The organism is Pseudomonas sp. Root562 (assembly GCF_001427125.1).
Lineage (GTDB): Bacteria > Pseudomonadota > Gammaproteobacteria > Pseudomonadales > Pseudomonadaceae > Aquipseudomonas.
The window spans coordinates 100,428-116,372 of record NZ_LMGK01000024.1 but is presented as its reverse complement, the minus strand read 5'-3'; the positions used below and the strand labels follow the sequence as shown (position 1 = coordinate 116,372).

19 protein-coding genes are annotated in these 15,945 nt (G+C 60.7%); 11 read left to right on the top strand and 8 right to left on the bottom strand.

What is annotated here, in order from left to right:
• Positions 1-13 precede the first annotated feature (13 nt).
• Positions 14-946, top strand: a complete 933-nt coding sequence (locus tag ASD60_RS22030; RefSeq protein ID WP_056856004.1) for a D-2-hydroxyacid dehydrogenase — start codon at positions 14-16, stop codon at positions 944-946.
• 137 nt (positions 947-1,083) lie between these two features.
• Here the strand turns inward: ASD60_RS22030 and ASD60_RS22025 are convergent, their stop codons facing one another.
• Positions 1,084-1,677, bottom strand: a complete 594-nt coding sequence (locus ASD60_RS22025) for a nitroreductase family protein (protein ID WP_056856003.1) — start codon at positions 1,675-1,677, stop codon at positions 1,084-1,086.
• A 164-nt stretch (positions 1,678-1,841) separates the two neighbouring features.
• On the opposite strand from ASD60_RS22025, the gene ASD60_RS22020 reads away from it, so the two are divergent.
• Positions 1,842-2,291, top strand: a complete 450-nt coding sequence (locus ASD60_RS22020; protein WP_056856002.1) for a YcgN family cysteine cluster protein — start codon at positions 1,842-1,844, stop codon at positions 2,289-2,291.
• A gap of 37 nt (positions 2,292-2,328) precedes the next feature.
• Positions 2,329-3,558 (top strand): hypothetical protein, encoded by a 1,230-nt coding sequence (locus ASD60_RS22015; protein ID WP_056856001.1) that lies wholly within the window; start codon positions 2,329-2,331, stop codon positions 3,556-3,558.
• A 78-nt stretch (positions 3,559-3,636) separates the two neighbouring features.
• Here ASD60_RS22015 and ASD60_RS22010 read toward each other — a convergent pair whose 3' ends face one another.
• The 4 genes from ASD60_RS22010 to ASD60_RS21995 all read right to left on the bottom strand — a co-directional run bounded on the left by ASD60_RS22010 (position 3,637) and on the right by ASD60_RS21995 (position 5,865).
• Positions 3,637-4,008, bottom strand: coding sequence for a YgaP family membrane protein (locus ASD60_RS22010; RefSeq protein WP_056856000.1), 372 nt, complete (start codon positions 4,006-4,008; stop codon positions 3,637-3,639).
• Positions 4,009-4,100: 92 nt separating this feature from the next.
• Positions 4,101-4,571, bottom strand: a complete 471-nt coding sequence (locus ASD60_RS22005) for an RNA methyltransferase (RefSeq protein WP_056855999.1) — start codon at positions 4,569-4,571, stop codon at positions 4,101-4,103.
• Between the two features lie 186 nt (positions 4,572-4,757).
• A complete protein-coding gene (locus tag ASD60_RS22000; protein WP_007944009.1) occupies positions 4,758-5,129 on the bottom strand; it encodes a YajD family HNH nuclease in 372 nt (123 codons plus the stop codon).
• 49 nt (positions 5,130-5,178) lie between these two features.
• A complete protein-coding gene (locus ASD60_RS21995; RefSeq protein WP_056856304.1) occupies positions 5,179-5,865 on the bottom strand; it encodes a spermidine synthase in 687 nt (228 codons plus the stop codon).
• 95 nt (positions 5,866-5,960) lie between these two features.
• Here ASD60_RS21995 and ASD60_RS21990 point away from each other — a divergent pair, with 95 nt between their 5' ends.
• Positions 5,961-6,251 (top strand): hypothetical protein, encoded by a 291-nt coding sequence (locus ASD60_RS21990; protein ID WP_056855998.1) that lies wholly within the window; start codon positions 5,961-5,963, stop codon positions 6,249-6,251.
• On the opposite strand, the gene ASD60_RS21985 is transcribed toward ASD60_RS21990, so the two are convergent.
• Together ASD60_RS21985 and ASD60_RS21980 are read right to left on the bottom strand one after the other, a co-directional pair.
• On the bottom strand, positions 6,248-6,721 hold the full coding sequence (locus ASD60_RS21985; protein WP_056855997.1) for a cyclic nucleotide-binding domain-containing protein: 474 nt from the start codon (positions 6,719-6,721) through the stop codon (positions 6,248-6,250). The two genes, ASD60_RS21990 and ASD60_RS21985, sit on opposite strands and share 4 nt — an antisense overlap.
• 202 nt (positions 6,722-6,923) lie before the next feature.
• Positions 6,924-8,978, bottom strand: a complete 2,055-nt coding sequence (locus tag ASD60_RS21980) for a S9 family peptidase (RefSeq protein ID WP_056855996.1) — start codon at positions 8,976-8,978, stop codon at positions 6,924-6,926.
• 100 nt (positions 8,979-9,078) lie between these two features.
• On the opposite strand from ASD60_RS21980, the gene ASD60_RS21975 reads away from it, so the two are divergent.
• The 3 genes from ASD60_RS21975 to ASD60_RS21965 are packed head-to-tail and all read left to right on the top strand — an operon-like array spanning position 9,079 to position 10,945.
• Positions 9,079-9,579 (top strand): hypothetical protein, encoded by a 501-nt coding sequence (locus ASD60_RS21975; RefSeq protein ID WP_056855995.1) that lies wholly within the window; start codon positions 9,079-9,081, stop codon positions 9,577-9,579.
• 33 nt (positions 9,580-9,612) lie between these two features.
• Complete coding sequence (locus tag ASD60_RS21970) at positions 9,613-10,389, top strand: class II glutamine amidotransferase (protein WP_056855994.1); 777 nt, start codon at positions 9,613-9,615, stop codon at positions 10,387-10,389.
• A 13-nt stretch (positions 10,390-10,402) separates the two neighbouring features.
• Positions 10,403-10,945, top strand: a complete 543-nt coding sequence (locus ASD60_RS21965) for a DUF2937 family protein (RefSeq protein WP_056855993.1) — start codon at positions 10,403-10,405, stop codon at positions 10,943-10,945.
• Positions 10,946-11,055: 110 nt separating this feature from the next.
• Here ASD60_RS21965 and ASD60_RS21960 read toward each other — a convergent pair whose 3' ends face one another.
• Complete coding sequence (locus ASD60_RS21960; protein WP_056855992.1) at positions 11,056-11,973, bottom strand: LysR family transcriptional regulator; 918 nt, start codon at positions 11,971-11,973, stop codon at positions 11,056-11,058.
• A gap of 146 nt (positions 11,974-12,119) precedes the next feature.
• Here ASD60_RS21960 and ASD60_RS21955 point away from each other — a divergent pair, with 146 nt between their 5' ends.
• From ASD60_RS21955 to ASD60_RS21940, 4 genes are all read left to right on the top strand, one after another.
• The gene (locus ASD60_RS21955) at positions 12,120-13,406 is read left to right on the top strand and encodes an MFS transporter (protein ID WP_056855991.1); all 1,287 of its coding nucleotides are present in this window, start codon (positions 12,120-12,122) and stop codon (positions 13,404-13,406) included.
• A gap of 73 nt (positions 13,407-13,479) precedes the next feature.
• Positions 13,480-14,232, top strand: coding sequence for a 5-oxoprolinase subunit PxpA (locus tag ASD60_RS21950; protein ID WP_056855990.1), 753 nt, complete (start codon positions 13,480-13,482; stop codon positions 14,230-14,232).
• A complete protein-coding gene (locus ASD60_RS21945) occupies positions 14,229-14,933 on the top strand; it encodes a 5-oxoprolinase subunit B family protein (RefSeq protein WP_056855989.1) in 705 nt (234 codons plus the stop codon). The genes ASD60_RS21950 and ASD60_RS21945 overlap by 4 nt, the downstream gene beginning before the upstream one ends.
• Positions 14,930-15,856, top strand: a complete 927-nt coding sequence (locus tag ASD60_RS21940) for a biotin-dependent carboxyltransferase family protein (protein WP_056855988.1) — start codon at positions 14,930-14,932, stop codon at positions 15,854-15,856. Before ASD60_RS21945 ends, ASD60_RS21940 begins: the two co-directional genes overlap by 4 nt.
• The last annotated feature ends 89 nt before the right edge of the window (positions 15,857-15,945 follow it).

Genomic DNA, 15,945 nt, shown 5'->3' with positions numbered 1-15,945 from the left:
AAAGGTTTGATGCATGCGCGTTCTGATTGCTGAACACGACCACCCGGTGTACGCCCGCCTGTTGCGGGAGGCCGCGCCTGATCTGGAAGTCTTGACCAGTGGCGACTCTGCCGAACTGGCCCGACAGGCTGCCGATTGCCCGATCTGGCTCGGCCAGCCTGATTTACTGGCGACTTTGCTGCGCCAGGGTCACCAACCACAATGGCTGCAATCGACATGGGCTGGCATTACGCCGCTGCTGGCGGACGGCCTGCCGCGGCACTACCGCCTGACCCGCGCCGTGGGGATTTTTGGCCAGGTGATGGCCGAGTATGTGCTCACCTACATGCTGGGCCATGAGCGCGAAGTGCTGGCGCGGTTGGTCAGCCAGGTCGAACGCAAATGGGACAGTCGCCATGGTCAGAGCCTGGCGGGGCGCAAGGTGCTGATTGTCGGCACGGGTGACATCGGCCAGACCGTTGCGCAGTTCCTGATGCCGTTTGGCGTTGAACTGTATGGCATTGCCAGCAGTGCCCGGGAGCAGGCGCCATTTGTCGAAGTCGGCACGATGGCGGATTTGCCGCGCTTGGTCGGTGAAGTGGATTATGTAATCAATCTGCTGCCAAACACCCCAAACACCCACGATATCTACGATGCGGCGCTGTTCAGGCAGTTCAAGCCAACCGGACTGTTCATCAATGTCGGGCGTGGCGTTGCGGTGGTCGATGCTGATCTGGTGGAAGCCTTGAAAGAAGGTCATTTGGCAGGTGCGGTGATTGACGTCTGCCGCCAGGAGCCACTGCCGCAGCGCCATCCGTTCTGGACAGCCTGGGGTCTGTTGCTGACGGGACACAGTTCGGCACCGACTTCGCCATCGTTGATGGTCAAACTGTTTGTCGAGAACCTGCGGGCCTATCAGGCGGGCGAGGCATTGCGCGGGGAAGTGGATTTCAATCGCGGGTATTGAGCCCAGTGCGATCAAAACTGTAGGAGCGAGCCTGCTCGCGATGGACGGGAACGATAACGTGCCCTGTCTGAATGATCGCGGCGTCTGGGCATTCTTCGCCAGCAGGCTGGCTCCTACAGGTACAACGGTGCCCTCATTTAGAGGGAGAAATCGCCTTCAGTGGCCAGTTCGCTCAACGGACGACGCGGGCTTGGCTCTTCACGGGCTTGCAGGTACTCGGCCAGGGTGGCCTTGTCGCCCAGCTTGCCGACTGCCACGGCCGCGTGCAGGGCATAGCCTTCAGGAATGTTCAGCTCCTTGCGGGTCAGTTCCTGGTCGAAACCGGCCATGCCGTGAGTGTGCCAGCCACTCAGGCTCGCTTGCAGCGCCAGGTGGCCCCAGGCCGAACCGGTGTCGAAGGTGTGCCACAGCGCTGGGGTTTCTTCAGTGGCGCCAGGTACCGCGAAAGTGGTTTTCGAAATCACGATGACCAGTGCCGAGGCGTGTTGCGCCCAGCTCCGGTTGAACTCGTTCAACAGGCCCAGATAGCGTTCCCAGTTTGGCGTATCGCGACGCGCGTAAAGAAAGCGCCAAGGCTGCGAGTTGTACGCCGACGGTGCCCAGCGGGCGGCTTCGAAGAAGCTCAGCAGGGTTTCTTCTGGAATGGCCTCGCCGGTAAAGGCGCGGGGCGACCAGCGATCGGTGAACTGGGGGTGAATGGCGTAATCGGCAACGCGTGGATTTGCACTCATCAAGAGATTCCTTGTGACATTTGAACATCGGGGCGACGCAAAACCCTACTTGGCGCCGCCAAAACTGACAAGCGCGTTCTACCGACAGTCGCCAATGCTTGGCCCGCAGGGCTGCGGGCACTAGACTGGCGGCCTTTTCATCACCTGATGTCGATGCTCGAACCATGGCCGCCAAAGTAGAACCGTTCTGGAAACGCAAAACCCTCGATCAACTCGATCAAGAGGAATGGGAATCGCTGTGCGACGGTTGTGGCCTGTGCTGCCTGCAAAAGCTTGAAGATGAAGACGACAACAGCGTCTATTACACGCGCATCGCCTGCAAACTGCTGGACTTGAAAACCTGCCAGTGCACCGATTACCCGAACCGTCGCGACTCCGTACCCGATTGCATCCAGCTCACGCCCGGCAAGGCTGACGAGTTCAAGTGGCTGCCACCGACCTGCGGTTATCGCCTGGTCAGCGAAGGCAAGGATTTGCCACTCTGGCATCACCTGGTCTGTGGTGATCGCGACGCAGTGCACCACGAGCGTATTTCCCAGTCCGGACGCATGCTCGCCGAAGGCAGCGTGCCGGAAGATGATTGGGAAGATCACCTGATTTTCCGCGCGGGTTAAGCGAACTGCGAGTCAACGGTTTCACCAAGGAGTGTGTATGGCTGTGGGGTGGCAGCGGGCGCTGATCGCAGGAATATGGCTATTGAGTTCGCCGGTGTGGGCGGCGAAGAAGGTCGATCTGGATTACCACGTGCTGCTGTTGCCGCACAGTGATCAGGCGCAAGTGCGCTTGACCCTGGCCCAGGGTTCGGCGGTACGCAGCCTGGATTTCGCCCTCGGCGACGGCAGCCGTTACAGCGATTTCAAGGCCGACGGTCAATGGCAGCTCACACCCGGCAAGCAGGCCCGCGGCATCTGGCGCCCGGCGTCGGACAAGGCCAGCCTGACCTATCGCGTGCGTATCAGCCATGGCCGCAAAAGCGCCAGCTTCGATACACGCATGACACCGAGTTGGGCGTTGATGCGCGGCGACGATCTGGTGCCCGCCGCCAGGCTTGATCAGCAGGACGGGATCGAACTGGTTTCACGCCTTGAGTTTGAGTTGCCCAATGGCTGGAAAAGCGTCGAGACGGCCTGGCCGCGAATCGGCAAGAACAAGTTCCGCATCGACAACGTTTCCCGTCTGTTCGACCGGCCCACGGGCTGGATGCTTGCGGGCAACCTTGGCAGCCGCCGCACCCGGCTCGGTGAAACCGAAGTCACGGTGACGTCACCGCAAGGCCAGGGCATGCGGCGAATGGATGTACTGACGCTGCTGACGTTTGTCTGGCCGCAAGTCCAAGCTGTGTTTCCTCGGCACCCCACCAAGTTATTGATTGTGGGTGCCAACGATCCGATGTGGCGCGGCAGCGTGGCGGCGCATGAGTCGATCTACTTCAACAGTCGCCTGCCACTGGTCAGCGAAAGCGGCGGCAGCGCGCTGGTGCGTGAACTGGCCCAGGTGTTCGGTCGGATCAATGACTCACAGCGCAGTGACTGGATCAGCGAAGGATTTGCCGAGTACTACGCCATTGAATTGCTGCGCCGCGCCGGCGGCATGAGCGATGAGCGGTTCGAGAGCCTGCATGGAAAACTGCTCAAGTCTGGCCAGAAGGTCACGACATTGCGCGGGGAGCAGGTCAATCCGGCGCAAGTGGCCAGGGCAGTGGTGTTGTTGCAGGATCTGGACCGCGAGATTCGCCTGAAGACGCGCAACAAGCGTTCGCTGGATGATGTGGTGCGCGGAGCGATGCGGCTGGAAAGCATCGATACCAAGGTGTTCGTGCAGCTCAGTGAGAGCGTGCTTGGTGAGCCTTCCAGGGTGTTGGATAGCGAGTTGCTTCGGTAAAGATCAAAAGACGCAGCCTGCCGGCGCACCTGCAAATGAGCTTTGCAGGTGCGCCGGCAGGCTGCGATCTTGTGATTTTCAGGCTTTCGGCGACTTCAACGAATCATTGCCGGTGACCGTAGCGGTTTTGGTCGCCGCTTCGGCATTGGCCTTCAGCGTCTTCAACTCTTCACCGGCACGCTGGATTCTTGCCCGCACGTTGTCCATGTCCTGACGACTTTTTTCCAGCAGGCTTTTGGCCGAGCTGTGGCCGGTGATGCCACGGGCCAGGGCCACGCCGCCGATAGCCACCTGGATCAGGCCAAAGATGCCGCCGCGCCGCAGTCCCTTGCCGACCATTACCACGCCCCCGGCCAGCGAGCCGATGCGTTCCCAGCCCTGAACGTTTTGATCGGACGGGCTCTGGAAGGGGGTGGATTCGATGCGCTCTACGCGTTTGAGTTCGCTCATGATCTGTCTCCAGGCAGCAAGGATTGTTTCAGTAATCGATAGTTAAGCTGACTGCGCAGGCGTGCCGCTTGTTCCATCGAATGTGCGGCAACTCAGCGGAATTTTGGTCCCGAACGAGTATTGAGACCCTTGGCCATGCGGTCGTAGAGCACGACGTTGACCGTAGCGGCCAGGTTCATGCAGCCGGTGGTCGGGATGTAGACCACGTCTTCGCACCAGTCGCGAATTTCCTTATCCAGCGAACCGTCTTCCGGGCCGAAGATGTACAGCGCGCGGTCCGGGTGGGTGTACTCGGGCAGCGGACGGGCGCCCTCGACCAGTTCCACGGCGACCGGAACGCAATTGAGGGGCAGGATTTTCTTCAGGTCATCGATGCCGATCAGTGGGATGTCGTAATGGACGCGCTTGGTATCGGTGACGAAATCGGCGGCCCGTTCATAACGCTTGCCGGTGTAGAACACCGACGCCACGCCATAGCAGCCAGCGGCGCGCATCACGGAGCCGACATTCTCCGGTGATTTGGGGTTGAACAAACCAATGCAGCTGTACCGTTTGTCTGCCACGAGCGGGGTGCCTTTTGCGAAAAAAGCGCGATTATACGGGGATTGGGGGAGGGGTGGTCAGTGATCGTTCCCACGCTCCGCGTGGGAATGCATCCCGTGACGCTCTGCGTCACATTCAAAAGCGGAACGCGGAGCGTCCCTGGCGGCATTCCCACGCAGAGCGTGGGAACGATCAGTGCAAGACCTTCAGTCTTCTTTCTTCATCAAGCCGGCCAGCGCGGCAAACGGGTTATGCGTGGCCTTGGCGATTTTCGGCGTGCTCAGCGAACCTTCGCCGAAGTATTGCTGGTCGGTATAACGCGAGTGCTCGTTATCGTGGCAGTACAGGCACAGCAACTCCCAGTTCGAGCCGTCCTGTGGATTGTTGTCATGGTTGTGGTCGCGGTGGTGCACGGTCAGTTCGCTCAGGCGCTTGCCGGAGAACTCACGGGCGCAGCGCCCGCACACGTGCGGATACATCTTCAGGGCTTTGTCACGGTAGCCCATTTCCTTGTCGCGCTGATTGTCGGCGAGGATGCGATCGAGCTTCGACGTGTTGGTTGGGGTGGACGAACTCATGGGTTCACCTTTGTAGAAAGACTAATGACGGTTATGCAGCCAGTTTAGCTCAGCCCTTGAGCTTCTCGGCAATCCAGATGGTATGGCGGGTGCCCTTGTTGCCGTGGGCAAAGACTTGCACTTCCTCGGCCTTGAACCCGGCTTTTTTCAGTTTGTCGGAAAACTGCCGGTCGGCGCTGGCCGACCAGACTGCCAGCACGCCTTTGGGGCGCAGGGCTTTGGCGCAGGCGCTGAGGCCGCCGGCGGAATAGAGCCAGCTATTGGCCCGCTGGGTCAGGCCTTCGGGGCCGTTGTCGACGTCGAGCATGATCGCGTCGAAGCCCTGCGGCTCGGCTTGCAGCACTTTGGCCACGTCTTCCATGCGCACGACAGTGCGCGGGTCCAGTAGCGGGTTGCCGGCTTTCTCGCCCAAAGGGCCACGGTTCCACTCCACCACGCCGGGTACCAATTCGGCGACCACCACTTCAGCGCTCTTGCCCAGGTGCTTGAGTGCCGAGGCAAGGGTGAAACCCATGCCCAGGCCACCGATCAATACCCGTGAATTCGGACGACCGGCGACCTTGCGGCAAGGGATTTCGGCCAAAGCATCTTCAGATCCGTGCATTCGCGTGTTCATCAACTGCCCGCCGTCGCCGCCCTGGATCTTGATGACGAAATCCTCGCCATACTCGAACAGGCACAGGGCGCCGCCGTTCTCGGGAATGGGGGCGGTATCGAGCAGAACGAAACGTTTCATGGGGCTCACTTGAGGAAAAATGGCAGCACAGGGGAAGGCAAACCGACGCAGTTGGGAGTAGCCTGCAAATGACAACAAGGCCAACGGAGCCATTGATGAAGCGCACCATTCTAACGGTCATTGCCATGGCCGCGCTCTCGATTACTGCAGTGCAGGCCCAACCGCTGCAATCTCTGCCTGTCAGCCCTGCACCCATGCCCGGTTCACCGGGTACCGCGACGCCTACGCCGTATCCGCAAATCAGCCCGGCGCCTTTGCCCAAAGTGGGTCCGGGCAGCGGCGGTCCGCCGTTGGTGCCGATCGAAAGGCCGAGCCCGCCGATCAAGGATCAGCCGTTGCCTGGCATTGAGACAAACCCGCCGAAAGCCAAGTCGCCCGGTGGTTAGATCTGCTGTGTAAGCAGTTGTCCGTCAGCCATGCGCAGGCGTTTGGAAAGGGAGACGGCGAGGGCGCGGATGATCTTGGCGGCGATTTTCGGGGCGTCGTTGAGCATTTTTTCCAGCGAGTCCTTGCCCAGGTTCAGCAACTGACAGTTGCTCGCGGCCACACAACTGGCAGAGCGCCGCTCTCCGTCAAGTACGGCCATTTCGCCGAACGAACGACCGCTGCGCAACGTGGCGATGGTCACCTGCTGGCCGTCACTGGTGGTTTTCTGCACGGCCACCTGGCCGGTGTGGATGATGCACATGAACGTGCCGGCATCACCCTCGTGGAATATCTCTTCGCCCTCGGTAATGGTGCTGATGCTGAAATAGCCCGAAGCCGCGGCGAAGTCGGCTGGCAACAGCTGATTGAACAGGCCGCAGTCCATCAGCCAGTCGCGGATTTCGTTGTTCAGTAAGGTCGGTTCTGACATGTCGTGCGGTCTTTTTTGTTGTGTCTGTTCCGGGTTTCACATTGCCCTGTAGGAGCAAAGCTTGCTCGCGATGAGGCCGCCACATTCAATATCAATGTTGAATGAATCGCCGCCATCGCGAGCAAGCTGTGCTCCTACAGCGGACGGTGTTCTGTCGGCTTCCGGTGTCCCGAATTAAGACCGGTTCATCAGGCCAAGTTCCTCAGGCAACGCCCAAAACCTTGAACAAAAATGCATATTCGAGTGCTACGTCACGCAATCCCTGGTATCGGCCACTCATTCCACCATGGCCGGCGCCCAGTTCGGTCTTGAGCAGCAGGGGGTTGGTGTCGGTTTTCATCGTGCGCAATTTCGCCACCCACTTGGCCGCTTCCCAATATTGCACGCGACTGTCGTTGTACCCGGCGATGACCAGCATGGCCGGATAGGCTTGCGCCTTGACGTTTTCGTACGGGGCGTAGGCCTTGAGTCGATCATAGACATCCGGCTCCTGCGGGTTGCCCCACTCATCGTATTCGGTGACGGTCAGCGGCAGGTCCGGGTCGAGCATGGTGTTGAGCACGTCGACGAACGGCACTTCTGCAATCGCCGCACCGAACAGCTCCGGGCGTTGATTGAGCACCGCGCCGATCAACAGGCCACCGGCGCTGCCGCCACTGATCGCCAGTTGCGGTGCACGGGTGAATCCATTGGCGATCAAGTGCTCGGCGCAGGCAATAAAGTCGCTGAAGGTGTTTTGCTTGTGTTCCTGTTTGCCTGCGCGATACCAGGCTTCACCCAATTCGCCACCGCCGCGCACGTGGGCGATGGCAAACGCCATGCCGCGATCGAGCAAGCTCAGGCGCGCGTGGGAGAACCAAGGGTCGAGGCTTTCGCCATAGGCGCCGTAGCCGTACAGATACAGTGGCACCGGTTTGCCCAGCGCTTCGCGCTTGATCACCAGGCTGATCGGTACCTGCGTGCCGTCGGGGGCGGTAGCCCACAGACGCTGGCTGACGTAGGCGTCGGCATCGAACGGACCGAGCACCGGGGTTTGCTTGAGCACTTGCTGTTCGCCGTTGCTCAATTGCAATTGGCGGATCTGTGCCGGACGGTTCAGCGCTTCATAACGCAGGCGAATCCGTTCACTGACGAACTCCAGGCTGTTCTGCACATGCAGGCTGTACGCCGCGTCCGGCAGCTGCACCCGGTAGCTCGGCAAATCCTGCGGGTGAACTTCGATGATGGGCAGGCCACCTTCACGCAGGCTCAGGGTCATGGCACTCGCGTTGAGGCTCATGCCGTCGATCATCACCGTGTCACTGTGGGGGATCAGGAGCTGCCATTGGGCCTCGATCGGTGCCACGCCGGTATCGACAGCGGTGTACAACGCGAAGTTGATGCCGTCGCGGTTGGTGCGGATGAACCAGGTCCATTGGCCATCGAGTGCGCCATGGTCGACGTCGTACTCGTGGTCTTCGACCCTCGGCGCAATACAGGCAAAGGCCTGTTGTGGCTGGTTGGCGTCGAGCACCCAGACTTCGCTGGTGGTCTTGCTGCCCACGGACAGCAGCAACTGCTGTTCAGAGCTGGCGCGGTAGCAATGCATGAAGAAGCGGCCATCCGTTTCATGGAACACTTCTTCGGCCGCCGTGCCGTCCAGGCGATAGCGGTACAGCTTGTGCGGGCGGTGGGTGTCGTCCAGTTCGCCGAAGAACAGCGTCAGGCTGTCGTTGGCCCAGGTCATGCTGCCGTCGCAGTCCTGGAACTCCAGTTCGCTGACACGTCCGTCGGACAATTCCTTCACGAACAGCGTGTAAATTTCATCGCCCGTCGAGTCGACACTGTAGGCCAGGCGTTGGTGGTCCGGGCTGATGCTGAACGCGCCGAGGGAAAAGAAACCGCCGTTGGCCAGCACGTTCGGGTCCAGCAGCAGTTGTTCCCGGCTTTCGTCGAGGGTCAGGCTGTCGTCGGCCGGACGTGGGCAGCGGTAATGACGGGCGTATTCATCGCCCGCCGTGGTGCGCGTGTAATACAGGTATGGTCCCCATGGCGAGGGCAGGGACAGGTCGGTTTCAAGAATCCGTCCCTTGATCTCTTCAAACAGAGTTTCACGCAGTTCGGCCTGATCGGCGGTTTGCGCTTGCTGATAGCTGTTTTCAGCCTTGAGGTAGTCGAGCACCGCATCGGTGTCGCGCTCCTGCAGCCAGGCATACGGGTCGGCGCCTTCGGCCCTGTGGGCGATCGGGGCGTCGCAAATGTTGGCGGATATGGGCATGAAGGGCTCTCGAACAGTGTACGAAATGGTCGACGTCATCAGCGGGGCAGCCTGACGGGCGAAAAGCCGTTATCATAAGCGCCTCTTTGCCTGCCTTGCCATGGACACCATGACCGAGAACGACTATCTGATCGCTTGGGGCCTCTACGCCTTTGCCGCTTTGGGCTGCCTGTTGGTGTGGATGCGCATTACCCGCTGGATGTGGCGCTGGCTGCGTGAGCCGCTGCGGTTGCTGGTGGCGGTGCTGTTGTTCAGCCCGACGATTATTGACCCGGTGAAGGAAAAAGTCGCCCCGGCCATCGCCATTACCGCTCTGGACCTGCTGTTCAAGGTCGGCAACAACGCCTGGCGGGCCATCTCCGATCTGTTCATGTACGGCATGATCGCCTTCGGTCTCTACCTGGTCTTCGTGGCAATCCGCTTCGCCATCGAACGTGGAGCAAACGCTCGCAAGGAACAGGCTGCCGCCGCCAAAGCCGCCGCCGGTGCCGATGATCCGGAAGAAGAGGAGCATCCTTTTGGTGGTGCTGGCGATGATCGTTACGGCCGTCCACCTGTGCCGAGCAATCCCCAGCGCATGCGGGTCGAACCTCGCCTGTAACCTTGCCCCCTGCCATTGAGCGAGAGTCCGAGCATGTGTGAGTTATTGGGCATGAGCGCCAATGTCCCGACCGATATCGTGTTCAGCTTCACCGGGCTGATGCAGCGCGGCGGGCGCACCGGTCCGCACCGTGACGGCTGGGGCATCGCCTTCTATGAAGGTCGCGGCTTGCGGGTGTTCCAGGACCCGGCCGCAAGTTGCGAGTCGGAAGTGGCGAATCTGGTGCAGCGCTACCCGATCAAGAGCGAAGTGGTGATCGGCCATATTCGTCAGGCCAACGTCGGCAAGGTCTGCCTGTCCAACACGCATCCGTTCGTCCGTGAACTGTGGGGCCGCAACTGGTGTTTCGCGCATAACGGCCAACTGGCGGATTTTCAGCCGACGGCCAGTTTCTATCGCCCCGTGGGTGATACCGACAGCGAAGCGGCGTTCTGCGATTTGCTCAACCGCGTGCGTGCGGCGTTCCCCGAGCCGGTCGAGGTCGAGGAACTGCTGCCGGATCTGGTGGCTGCGTGCGCCGAATACCGTAGCAAAGGCGTGTTCAACTGCCTGCTCAGCGATGGCGACTGGTTGTTCTGTTATTGCTCGACCAAGCTGGCACAGATCACCCGGCGCGCCCCGTTTGGCCCGGCACGCTTGAAGGATGTCGATGTGATCGTCGACTTCCAGGCTGAAACCACTCCCAACGACGTGGTGACGGTGATCGCTACCGAACCGTTGACCGAAAACGAAACCTGGACCCGTTACGAACCGGGTCAATGGAGCCTGTGGCGACGCGGTGAATGCGTCAGTCAGGGCCAGACCTCATAAGGATCCGATACCCATGTTGCTCAGTTATCTACGGCTGGTGTTGTTCGCGGCGGGACTGTTGATCGGTGTCCAGGTGCCGGGGTTCATCAACGATTACGCCAAGCGGGTCGAGGCGCACCTGATTGAAGCTCAGGCCGGGTTGAGCGGCTTCCAGAACACCGCCAATCAGTTTTTCAAGGGCGATATGCAGGCGCTGGTGGCGCATTACCGCGCCAGTGAAGACCCGATCTTTCGCAGCGATGCCGACAGCCTGAGCAACCTGCTGAGCCGTCAGGTCGCGCTGGATAAACAGTTCCAGGCGATGCAAGGCCCGTGGTACATCCGGTTCCTGCAAGTGGTGCTGGCCGCCGATCCGGATATCCGCAAGGAAACCTGGAATGGCTACAGCTACCAGATCCTGCTGACCCCGGAAGCGATGATCTGGGGCATGAGCGGTGCGTTGCTGCTGTCGTTCGGCATCGAGTGCCTGTTTCGCCTGATCGACTGGGTGGTGCTGGGCGGCAAACGCCTGCGCCAGAGCCGGCCGATTGAAGAGCGGGATTTGCGCGGACTTTGACAGATCGTTCCCACGCTCTGCGTGGGAATGCCTCAACGGACGCTCCGCGTTCGGCTCTAATGGGACGCGGAGCGTCCCGGGTTGCATTCCCACGCGGAGCGTGGGAACGATCATCCGCTGGCCAAAACGATGTAATTCTCACCCACCTTCTGTGCATACCCCTCCAGCACCTGCTGACACAGCGCCACAATCTCTTCGGCCCACTCCACGCCCACGCGCCACGACACCACCACCTGTAAGTCCGGTGGGCGTTGCTCGATGTCGAGCAAGGTCAGTTCTCCGCGCGCCAGTTCCTCGGCCACCAGTACCGGGGGCAACGCGCCGATTCCAAAACCGTCCCGCAGCAACCGGGTAATTGCCGACACTGAATTCACGCAGTTCAGTCGCGGTGCGGCCACGCCATTGGCCTGCATCAGGGCAAGCACTTCCTGATGCGGGTGGGAGTTCTTCGAGTAGGTGATGATCCGTTCATTCGCCAGGTCGGCAATGCCCGAATACGCGCGGTTATAGAGGGAGTTACTGGCAGCGATCCAGCCCATCGGGTGGCTCGCCAGTTCTAGGCTGCGCACGCTTTCCTGACGCAACAGGTCGGTCTGCAGGATCACATCGAGGAAGCCTTTTTGCAGCTGATCGCAGAGGTTCAGCGAGGTATCGGCCACCAGCTCGATTTCCACCAGCGGATAGTGATCGGTCATCTGCGCCACCAACGGGCTGAGCCACGTGTGGATCACGGTGTCCATCACGCCGATGCGCACGCGCCCGGCCTTGCTCGAGCGGGTCTCGATCGACTGCTTGAGTGCCTGCATGGTGTCCATCATTTGCTCGGCGTAATCGAGCACTTTCAAGCCTTCGGGCGTCAGGCTCACGCCGCGTGAATCACGCAGGAACAACTTCACTCCCAGCTCGCTTTCCAGCACGGCGATGCGACTGGAAATCGACGCCTGGGTGGTGAACAACTTGTCGGCGGTCAGGCGAAAACTCTTGAGTCGGGCGACCCAGACAAAGGTCTCGAGGAACTTCAGGTTCATGGGATAAAGATTTCTTATGCCTAAGGCAGGTTTTTATTAGTTGGACGCAGCACGGCAGGGCGCACAAAAATCTGGCCATCCGGTTCCCACGATAGGCGTCGTCGGGGCTCAGAACAATACCAATAAAATCAGCGCGGAGATTTGCCATGAGTGCGTCCGACACCCCCGCCATTGCGAAAGCCACGGCTCGCCCGGGACCTTTCGACTGGTATCGCAATATCAATCAGCAGGAACGCCGCACCTTCTGGAGCTGCAAGATCGGCTATGGCCTGGATGGCATGGACACCCAGATGCTCAGCTTCGTGGTGCCGACCCTGATTGCCATGTGGGGCATCACAACTGGCCAGGCCGGGTTGATTCACACCAGCACGTTGATTGCGTCCGCCATCGGTGGTTGGGTCGCGGGGATTCTCTCCGATCGGATCGGCCGGGTGCGAACGTTGCAACTGACCGTCCTGTGGTTTGCCTTCTTCACCTTCCTTTGCGGGTTCGCGCAGAACTACGAACAACTGCTGATTGCCCGTACGTTGATGGGCTTCGGTTTCGGTGGCGAATGGACCGCGGGCGCGGTGCTGATCGGCGAGGTGATTCGCGCCAAGGACCGTGGCAAGGCCGTGGGCATGGTGCAATCGGGCTGGGCGCTGGGCTGGGGCCTGACCGCGATCCTGTACGCGCTGCTGTTCTCTGTATTGCCGCCGGAAGACGCCTGGCGCGCGCTGTTCATCCTCGGCATCGTGCCGGCGATTTTCGTGATTTTCGTCCGTCGCCTGGTGAAAGATCCGGAAATCTACCGCGAAGCCAAAGCCAGGCAGGAGCCAAGCAATCCGTCGAAGTTCTACGAGATCTTCGCTCCGGGCATACTGTTCACCACGATTCGCGCTTCGTTACTGACCACCGGCGCGCTGGGCGGTTATTACGCAATCACGTCCTGGCTGCCAACCTTCCTGAAAAACGAGCGCGGTCTGAGCGTGCTCAATACCAGCGGGTATCTGGCGATGGTGATCGTCGGGTCCTACGTCGGTTATGTCATCAGCGCGTACCTGACCGACATCCTCGGCCGCAAAAAGAACTTCATCCTGTTCGCTGTCGGCTCGTTCACCATCGTTTTGCTTTACACCCAATTGCCGGTCAGCAACGGCGTGATGCTGTGGCTGGGCTTTCCGCTGGGGTTCTTCGCCTCGGGGATTTTCAGTGGCATGGGCGCGTTCCTGACCGAATTGTTCCCTACGCGCATTCGCGGTTCCGGCCAGGGCTTTTGCTACAACATCGGTCGGGCGCTGGCGGCGTTGTTCCCGCTGCTGATCGGTCTGCTCAGCCAGACCGTGCCGCTGAGCGTGGGCATCGGCGCCTTTGCGGCAGTGTCCTATGGCGTGGTGATCCTTGCAGCCTTGAGCCTGCCGGAAACCCGTGGCAAGCAACTCGACGCTCAGTAACTGATAATCTGCGGACGTGTCATACGGATATGTCCCGCAGCCAAAAAGAACAAAGCCTACAGGAGTGTTCACCGTGAGCCGCCTGCTATTGAACTGCGACATCGGCGAGAGCTTCGGTAACTGGACCATGGGTCTGGACGCCGAGGTCATGCCTTTCATCGATTGCGCCAACATCGCCTGCGGCTTTCACGCCGGTGATCCGAGCATCATGCGCAAGACTGTCAGCCTCGCGCTCAGCCATGGCGTGCAGATCGGCGCCCATCCGGCCTATCAGGACCTGGTGGGGTTCGGCCGGCGCTCCATGGCCTACGCCACCCAGGAACTGCAGGATATTGTGCATTACCAGATCGGTGCGCTTGATGGTATCTGCCGGGCGCAGGGCGGACGCGTCAGTTACGTCAAACCCCACGGTGCGATGTACAACGACATGATGGCCAATCCGGCGCAATTGCGTGCGGTGCTGCAAGCTGTGGCGTCCTATGACCGCGACCTGCCGTTGATGTTGATGGCCACCAGGGACAATAGCGCCGCGCAGCAACTGGGTGATGAATATGGCGTGACCCTGTGGTTCGAAGCCTTCGCTGACCGTGCCTACGACAGCGCCGGCATGCTGGTTTCGCGACAACTGCCGGGGGCGGTGCATCACGATCCGGAAAAAATCATCGGGCAGGCGCTGACCATTGCCCGTGGCGAACACCTCACCGCCAGCGACGGCAGCGCCTTGCACCTGCAGGCCAACACCCTCTGCGTGCACGGCGACAACGCCAGTTCGGTGGCCGCGGTGCAACGGATCCGCCAAGCCCTGAACCAGCAGAGCACGTCATGAAACTGCGGGTGGAAGTGGTCGCGCTGGATTGCCTGATGGTGCGTCTGTTCGATGAGATCGCAGAAGCCAACATGCCGTGGATGCTCGCCGCCAGCGAAAGTCTGCGGGCAGCGTTTGCCGGGCATCTGATCGATCTTGTGCCGTCCTATACAACGTTGATGGTGCATTACGACCTGACAGCATTGAGCCCGGCCCAGGCCCGTGAATTGATCGCCGAAGCGTTGATCGATCTGTCGCCCAACGCGCGCACTCGTGGCACCTGTCACGTGTTGCCGGTGTGGTACGACCTGAGTGTCGGCCCCGAGCTGAGGCTGTTGTCGCAACGCAGCGGCTTGGCAGTGGAGGAGGTGATCCGGCGTCACAGCGAGCGTGAGTATCAGGTGTTCGCCTTGGGCTTTGCCCCCGGCTTCGCTTTCATGGGGCTGGTGGAAGAGGTGCTGGCCGCACCGCGCCTGAACACCCCGCGCAAGAAAGTCGCCGCCGGCAGTGTCGGCATTGCCGAGCGACAAACGGCAGCCTATCCGGTGGTGTCGCCGGGTGGTTGGAATCTGATCGGCCGCACGCCCGCCCGATTGTTCGACCGCAACCGTGACGGCTACAGCCTGATGCAACCGGGAGATACGGTGCGCTTTGAAGCTGTCGGTCATGCCGAATTCATCAATCTGGGCGGGGACGATACGCCTCTGGAGGCCCAGGCATGAGCCAGTTGACGATTGAGGCGAGTACGCCGTTGTGTCTGTTGCAGGACGCCGGCCGTTTCGGTGTGAGGCATCTGGGCGTGACCCAGGGTGGCGCCGCCGATTGGCGTTCGATGTCCTGGGCCAATTGGTTGCTGGGTAACGCGCTGGATGCCGCGGTGATTGAAATCACCCTTGGCGGGTTCACTGTTGTGGCCGAAGAAGATTGTGTATTGGCGTTGGCCGGAGCGGACCTCGGTGCACGCATCAATGGTGAGGCGTTGGCCCCTTGGCGCAGTTTCCGGCTGAACAAAGGTCAGCGTTTGCAATTCGCTCAGCCATTGCTCGGTGCGCGGGCCTATCTGGCCGCACCGGGCGGGTTCGATGCGCCGAAGGTGTTGGGCAGCAGCGCGACAGTGGTCCGTGAGGCGCTCGGCGGGCTGGACGGCATGGGCCACGCGCTGACCAAAGGCGCGAGTTTGAGCTATTCGGGCAATTCAGTGATGTTGTTGCGGGAATTGACCGCAGGCCAGCGGCCGGACCTGAGTCTCGAGGCTCCTTTGGACCTGGTCATCGGCGCGCAGATCGGCCAATTCAGCGGACAAAGCCTGTTCGATGCGTTCAACAACGCATGGAGCCTCGACAGCCGCGCCGACCGCATGGGCATTCGCCTGTTGGGCACGGCGTTGCAGTACCAGGGCAAACCGATGATCTCCGAAGGCATTCCGCTGGGGGCGGTCCAGGTACCGCCGGACGGGCAGCCGATTGTATTGCTCAATGACCGGCAGACCATTGGTGGGTATCCGCGATTGGGGGCGTTGACGCCGTTGGCGCTGGCACGATTGGCGCAGTGTCTGCCGGGGGGGCAGGTGCGGTTGAAGCCGGTGGTGCAGGAGGTGGCGCATCGGGAACAGGTCGAGTATTTACAGCGGTTTTTGAGCCGCTAAAAGCATCGCGGGCAAGCCCGCTCCCACAGGGTTGAACGTTGTTCACAAAATTTATGAACAACACAAATCATTGTGGGAGCGGGCTTGCC

Coding starts and splice junctions, on each gene's coding strand:
- ASD60_RS21990 (WP_056855998.1), top strand. CDS start 5,961: ATGAAGCGCACCATTCTAACGGTCATTGCCATGGCCGCGCTCTCGATT.
- ASD60_RS22020 (WP_056856002.1), top strand. CDS start 1,842: ATGGCCGCCAAAGTAGAACCGTTCTGGAAACGCAAAACCCTCGATCAA.
- ASD60_RS22030 (WP_056856004.1), top strand. CDS start 14: ATGCGCGTTCTGATTGCTGAACACGACCACCCGGTGTACGCCCGCCTG.
- ASD60_RS22025 (WP_056856003.1), bottom strand. CDS start 1,677: ATGAGTGCAAATCCACGCGTTGCCGATTACGCCATTCACCCCCAGTTC.
- ASD60_RS21995 (WP_056856304.1), bottom strand. CDS start 5,865: ATGAAACGTTTCGTTCTGCTCGATACCGCCCCCATTCCCGAGAACGGC.
- ASD60_RS21955 (WP_056855991.1), top strand. CDS start 12,120: ATGAGTGCGTCCGACACCCCCGCCATTGCGAAAGCCACGGCTCGCCCG.
- ASD60_RS21945 (WP_056855989.1), top strand. CDS start 14,229: ATGAAACTGCGGGTGGAAGTGGTCGCGCTGGATTGCCTGATGGTGCGT.
- ASD60_RS22010 (WP_056856000.1), bottom strand. CDS start 4,008: ATGAGCGAACTCAAACGCGTAGAGCGCATCGAATCCACCCCCTTCCAG.
- ASD60_RS21975 (WP_056855995.1), top strand. CDS start 9,079: ATGGACACCATGACCGAGAACGACTATCTGATCGCTTGGGGCCTCTAC.
- ASD60_RS22015 (WP_056856001.1), top strand. CDS start 2,329: ATGGCTGTGGGGTGGCAGCGGGCGCTGATCGCAGGAATATGGCTATTG.
- ASD60_RS21960 (WP_056855992.1), bottom strand. CDS start 11,973: ATGAACCTGAAGTTCCTCGAGACCTTTGTCTGGGTCGCCCGACTCAAG.
- ASD60_RS22000 (WP_007944009.1), bottom strand. CDS start 5,129: ATGAGTTCGTCCACCCCAACCAACACGTCGAAGCTCGATCGCATCCTC.
- ASD60_RS21965 (WP_056855993.1), top strand. CDS start 10,403: ATGTTGCTCAGTTATCTACGGCTGGTGTTGTTCGCGGCGGGACTGTTG.
- ASD60_RS21985 (WP_056855997.1), bottom strand. CDS start 6,721: ATGTCAGAACCGACCTTACTGAACAACGAAATCCGCGACTGGCTGATG.
- ASD60_RS21970 (WP_056855994.1), top strand. CDS start 9,613: ATGTGTGAGTTATTGGGCATGAGCGCCAATGTCCCGACCGATATCGTG.
- ASD60_RS21980 (WP_056855996.1), bottom strand. CDS start 8,978: ATGCCCATATCCGCCAACATTTGCGACGCCCCGATCGCCCACAGGGCC.
- ASD60_RS21940 (WP_056855988.1), top strand. CDS start 14,930: ATGAGCCAGTTGACGATTGAGGCGAGTACGCCGTTGTGTCTGTTGCAG.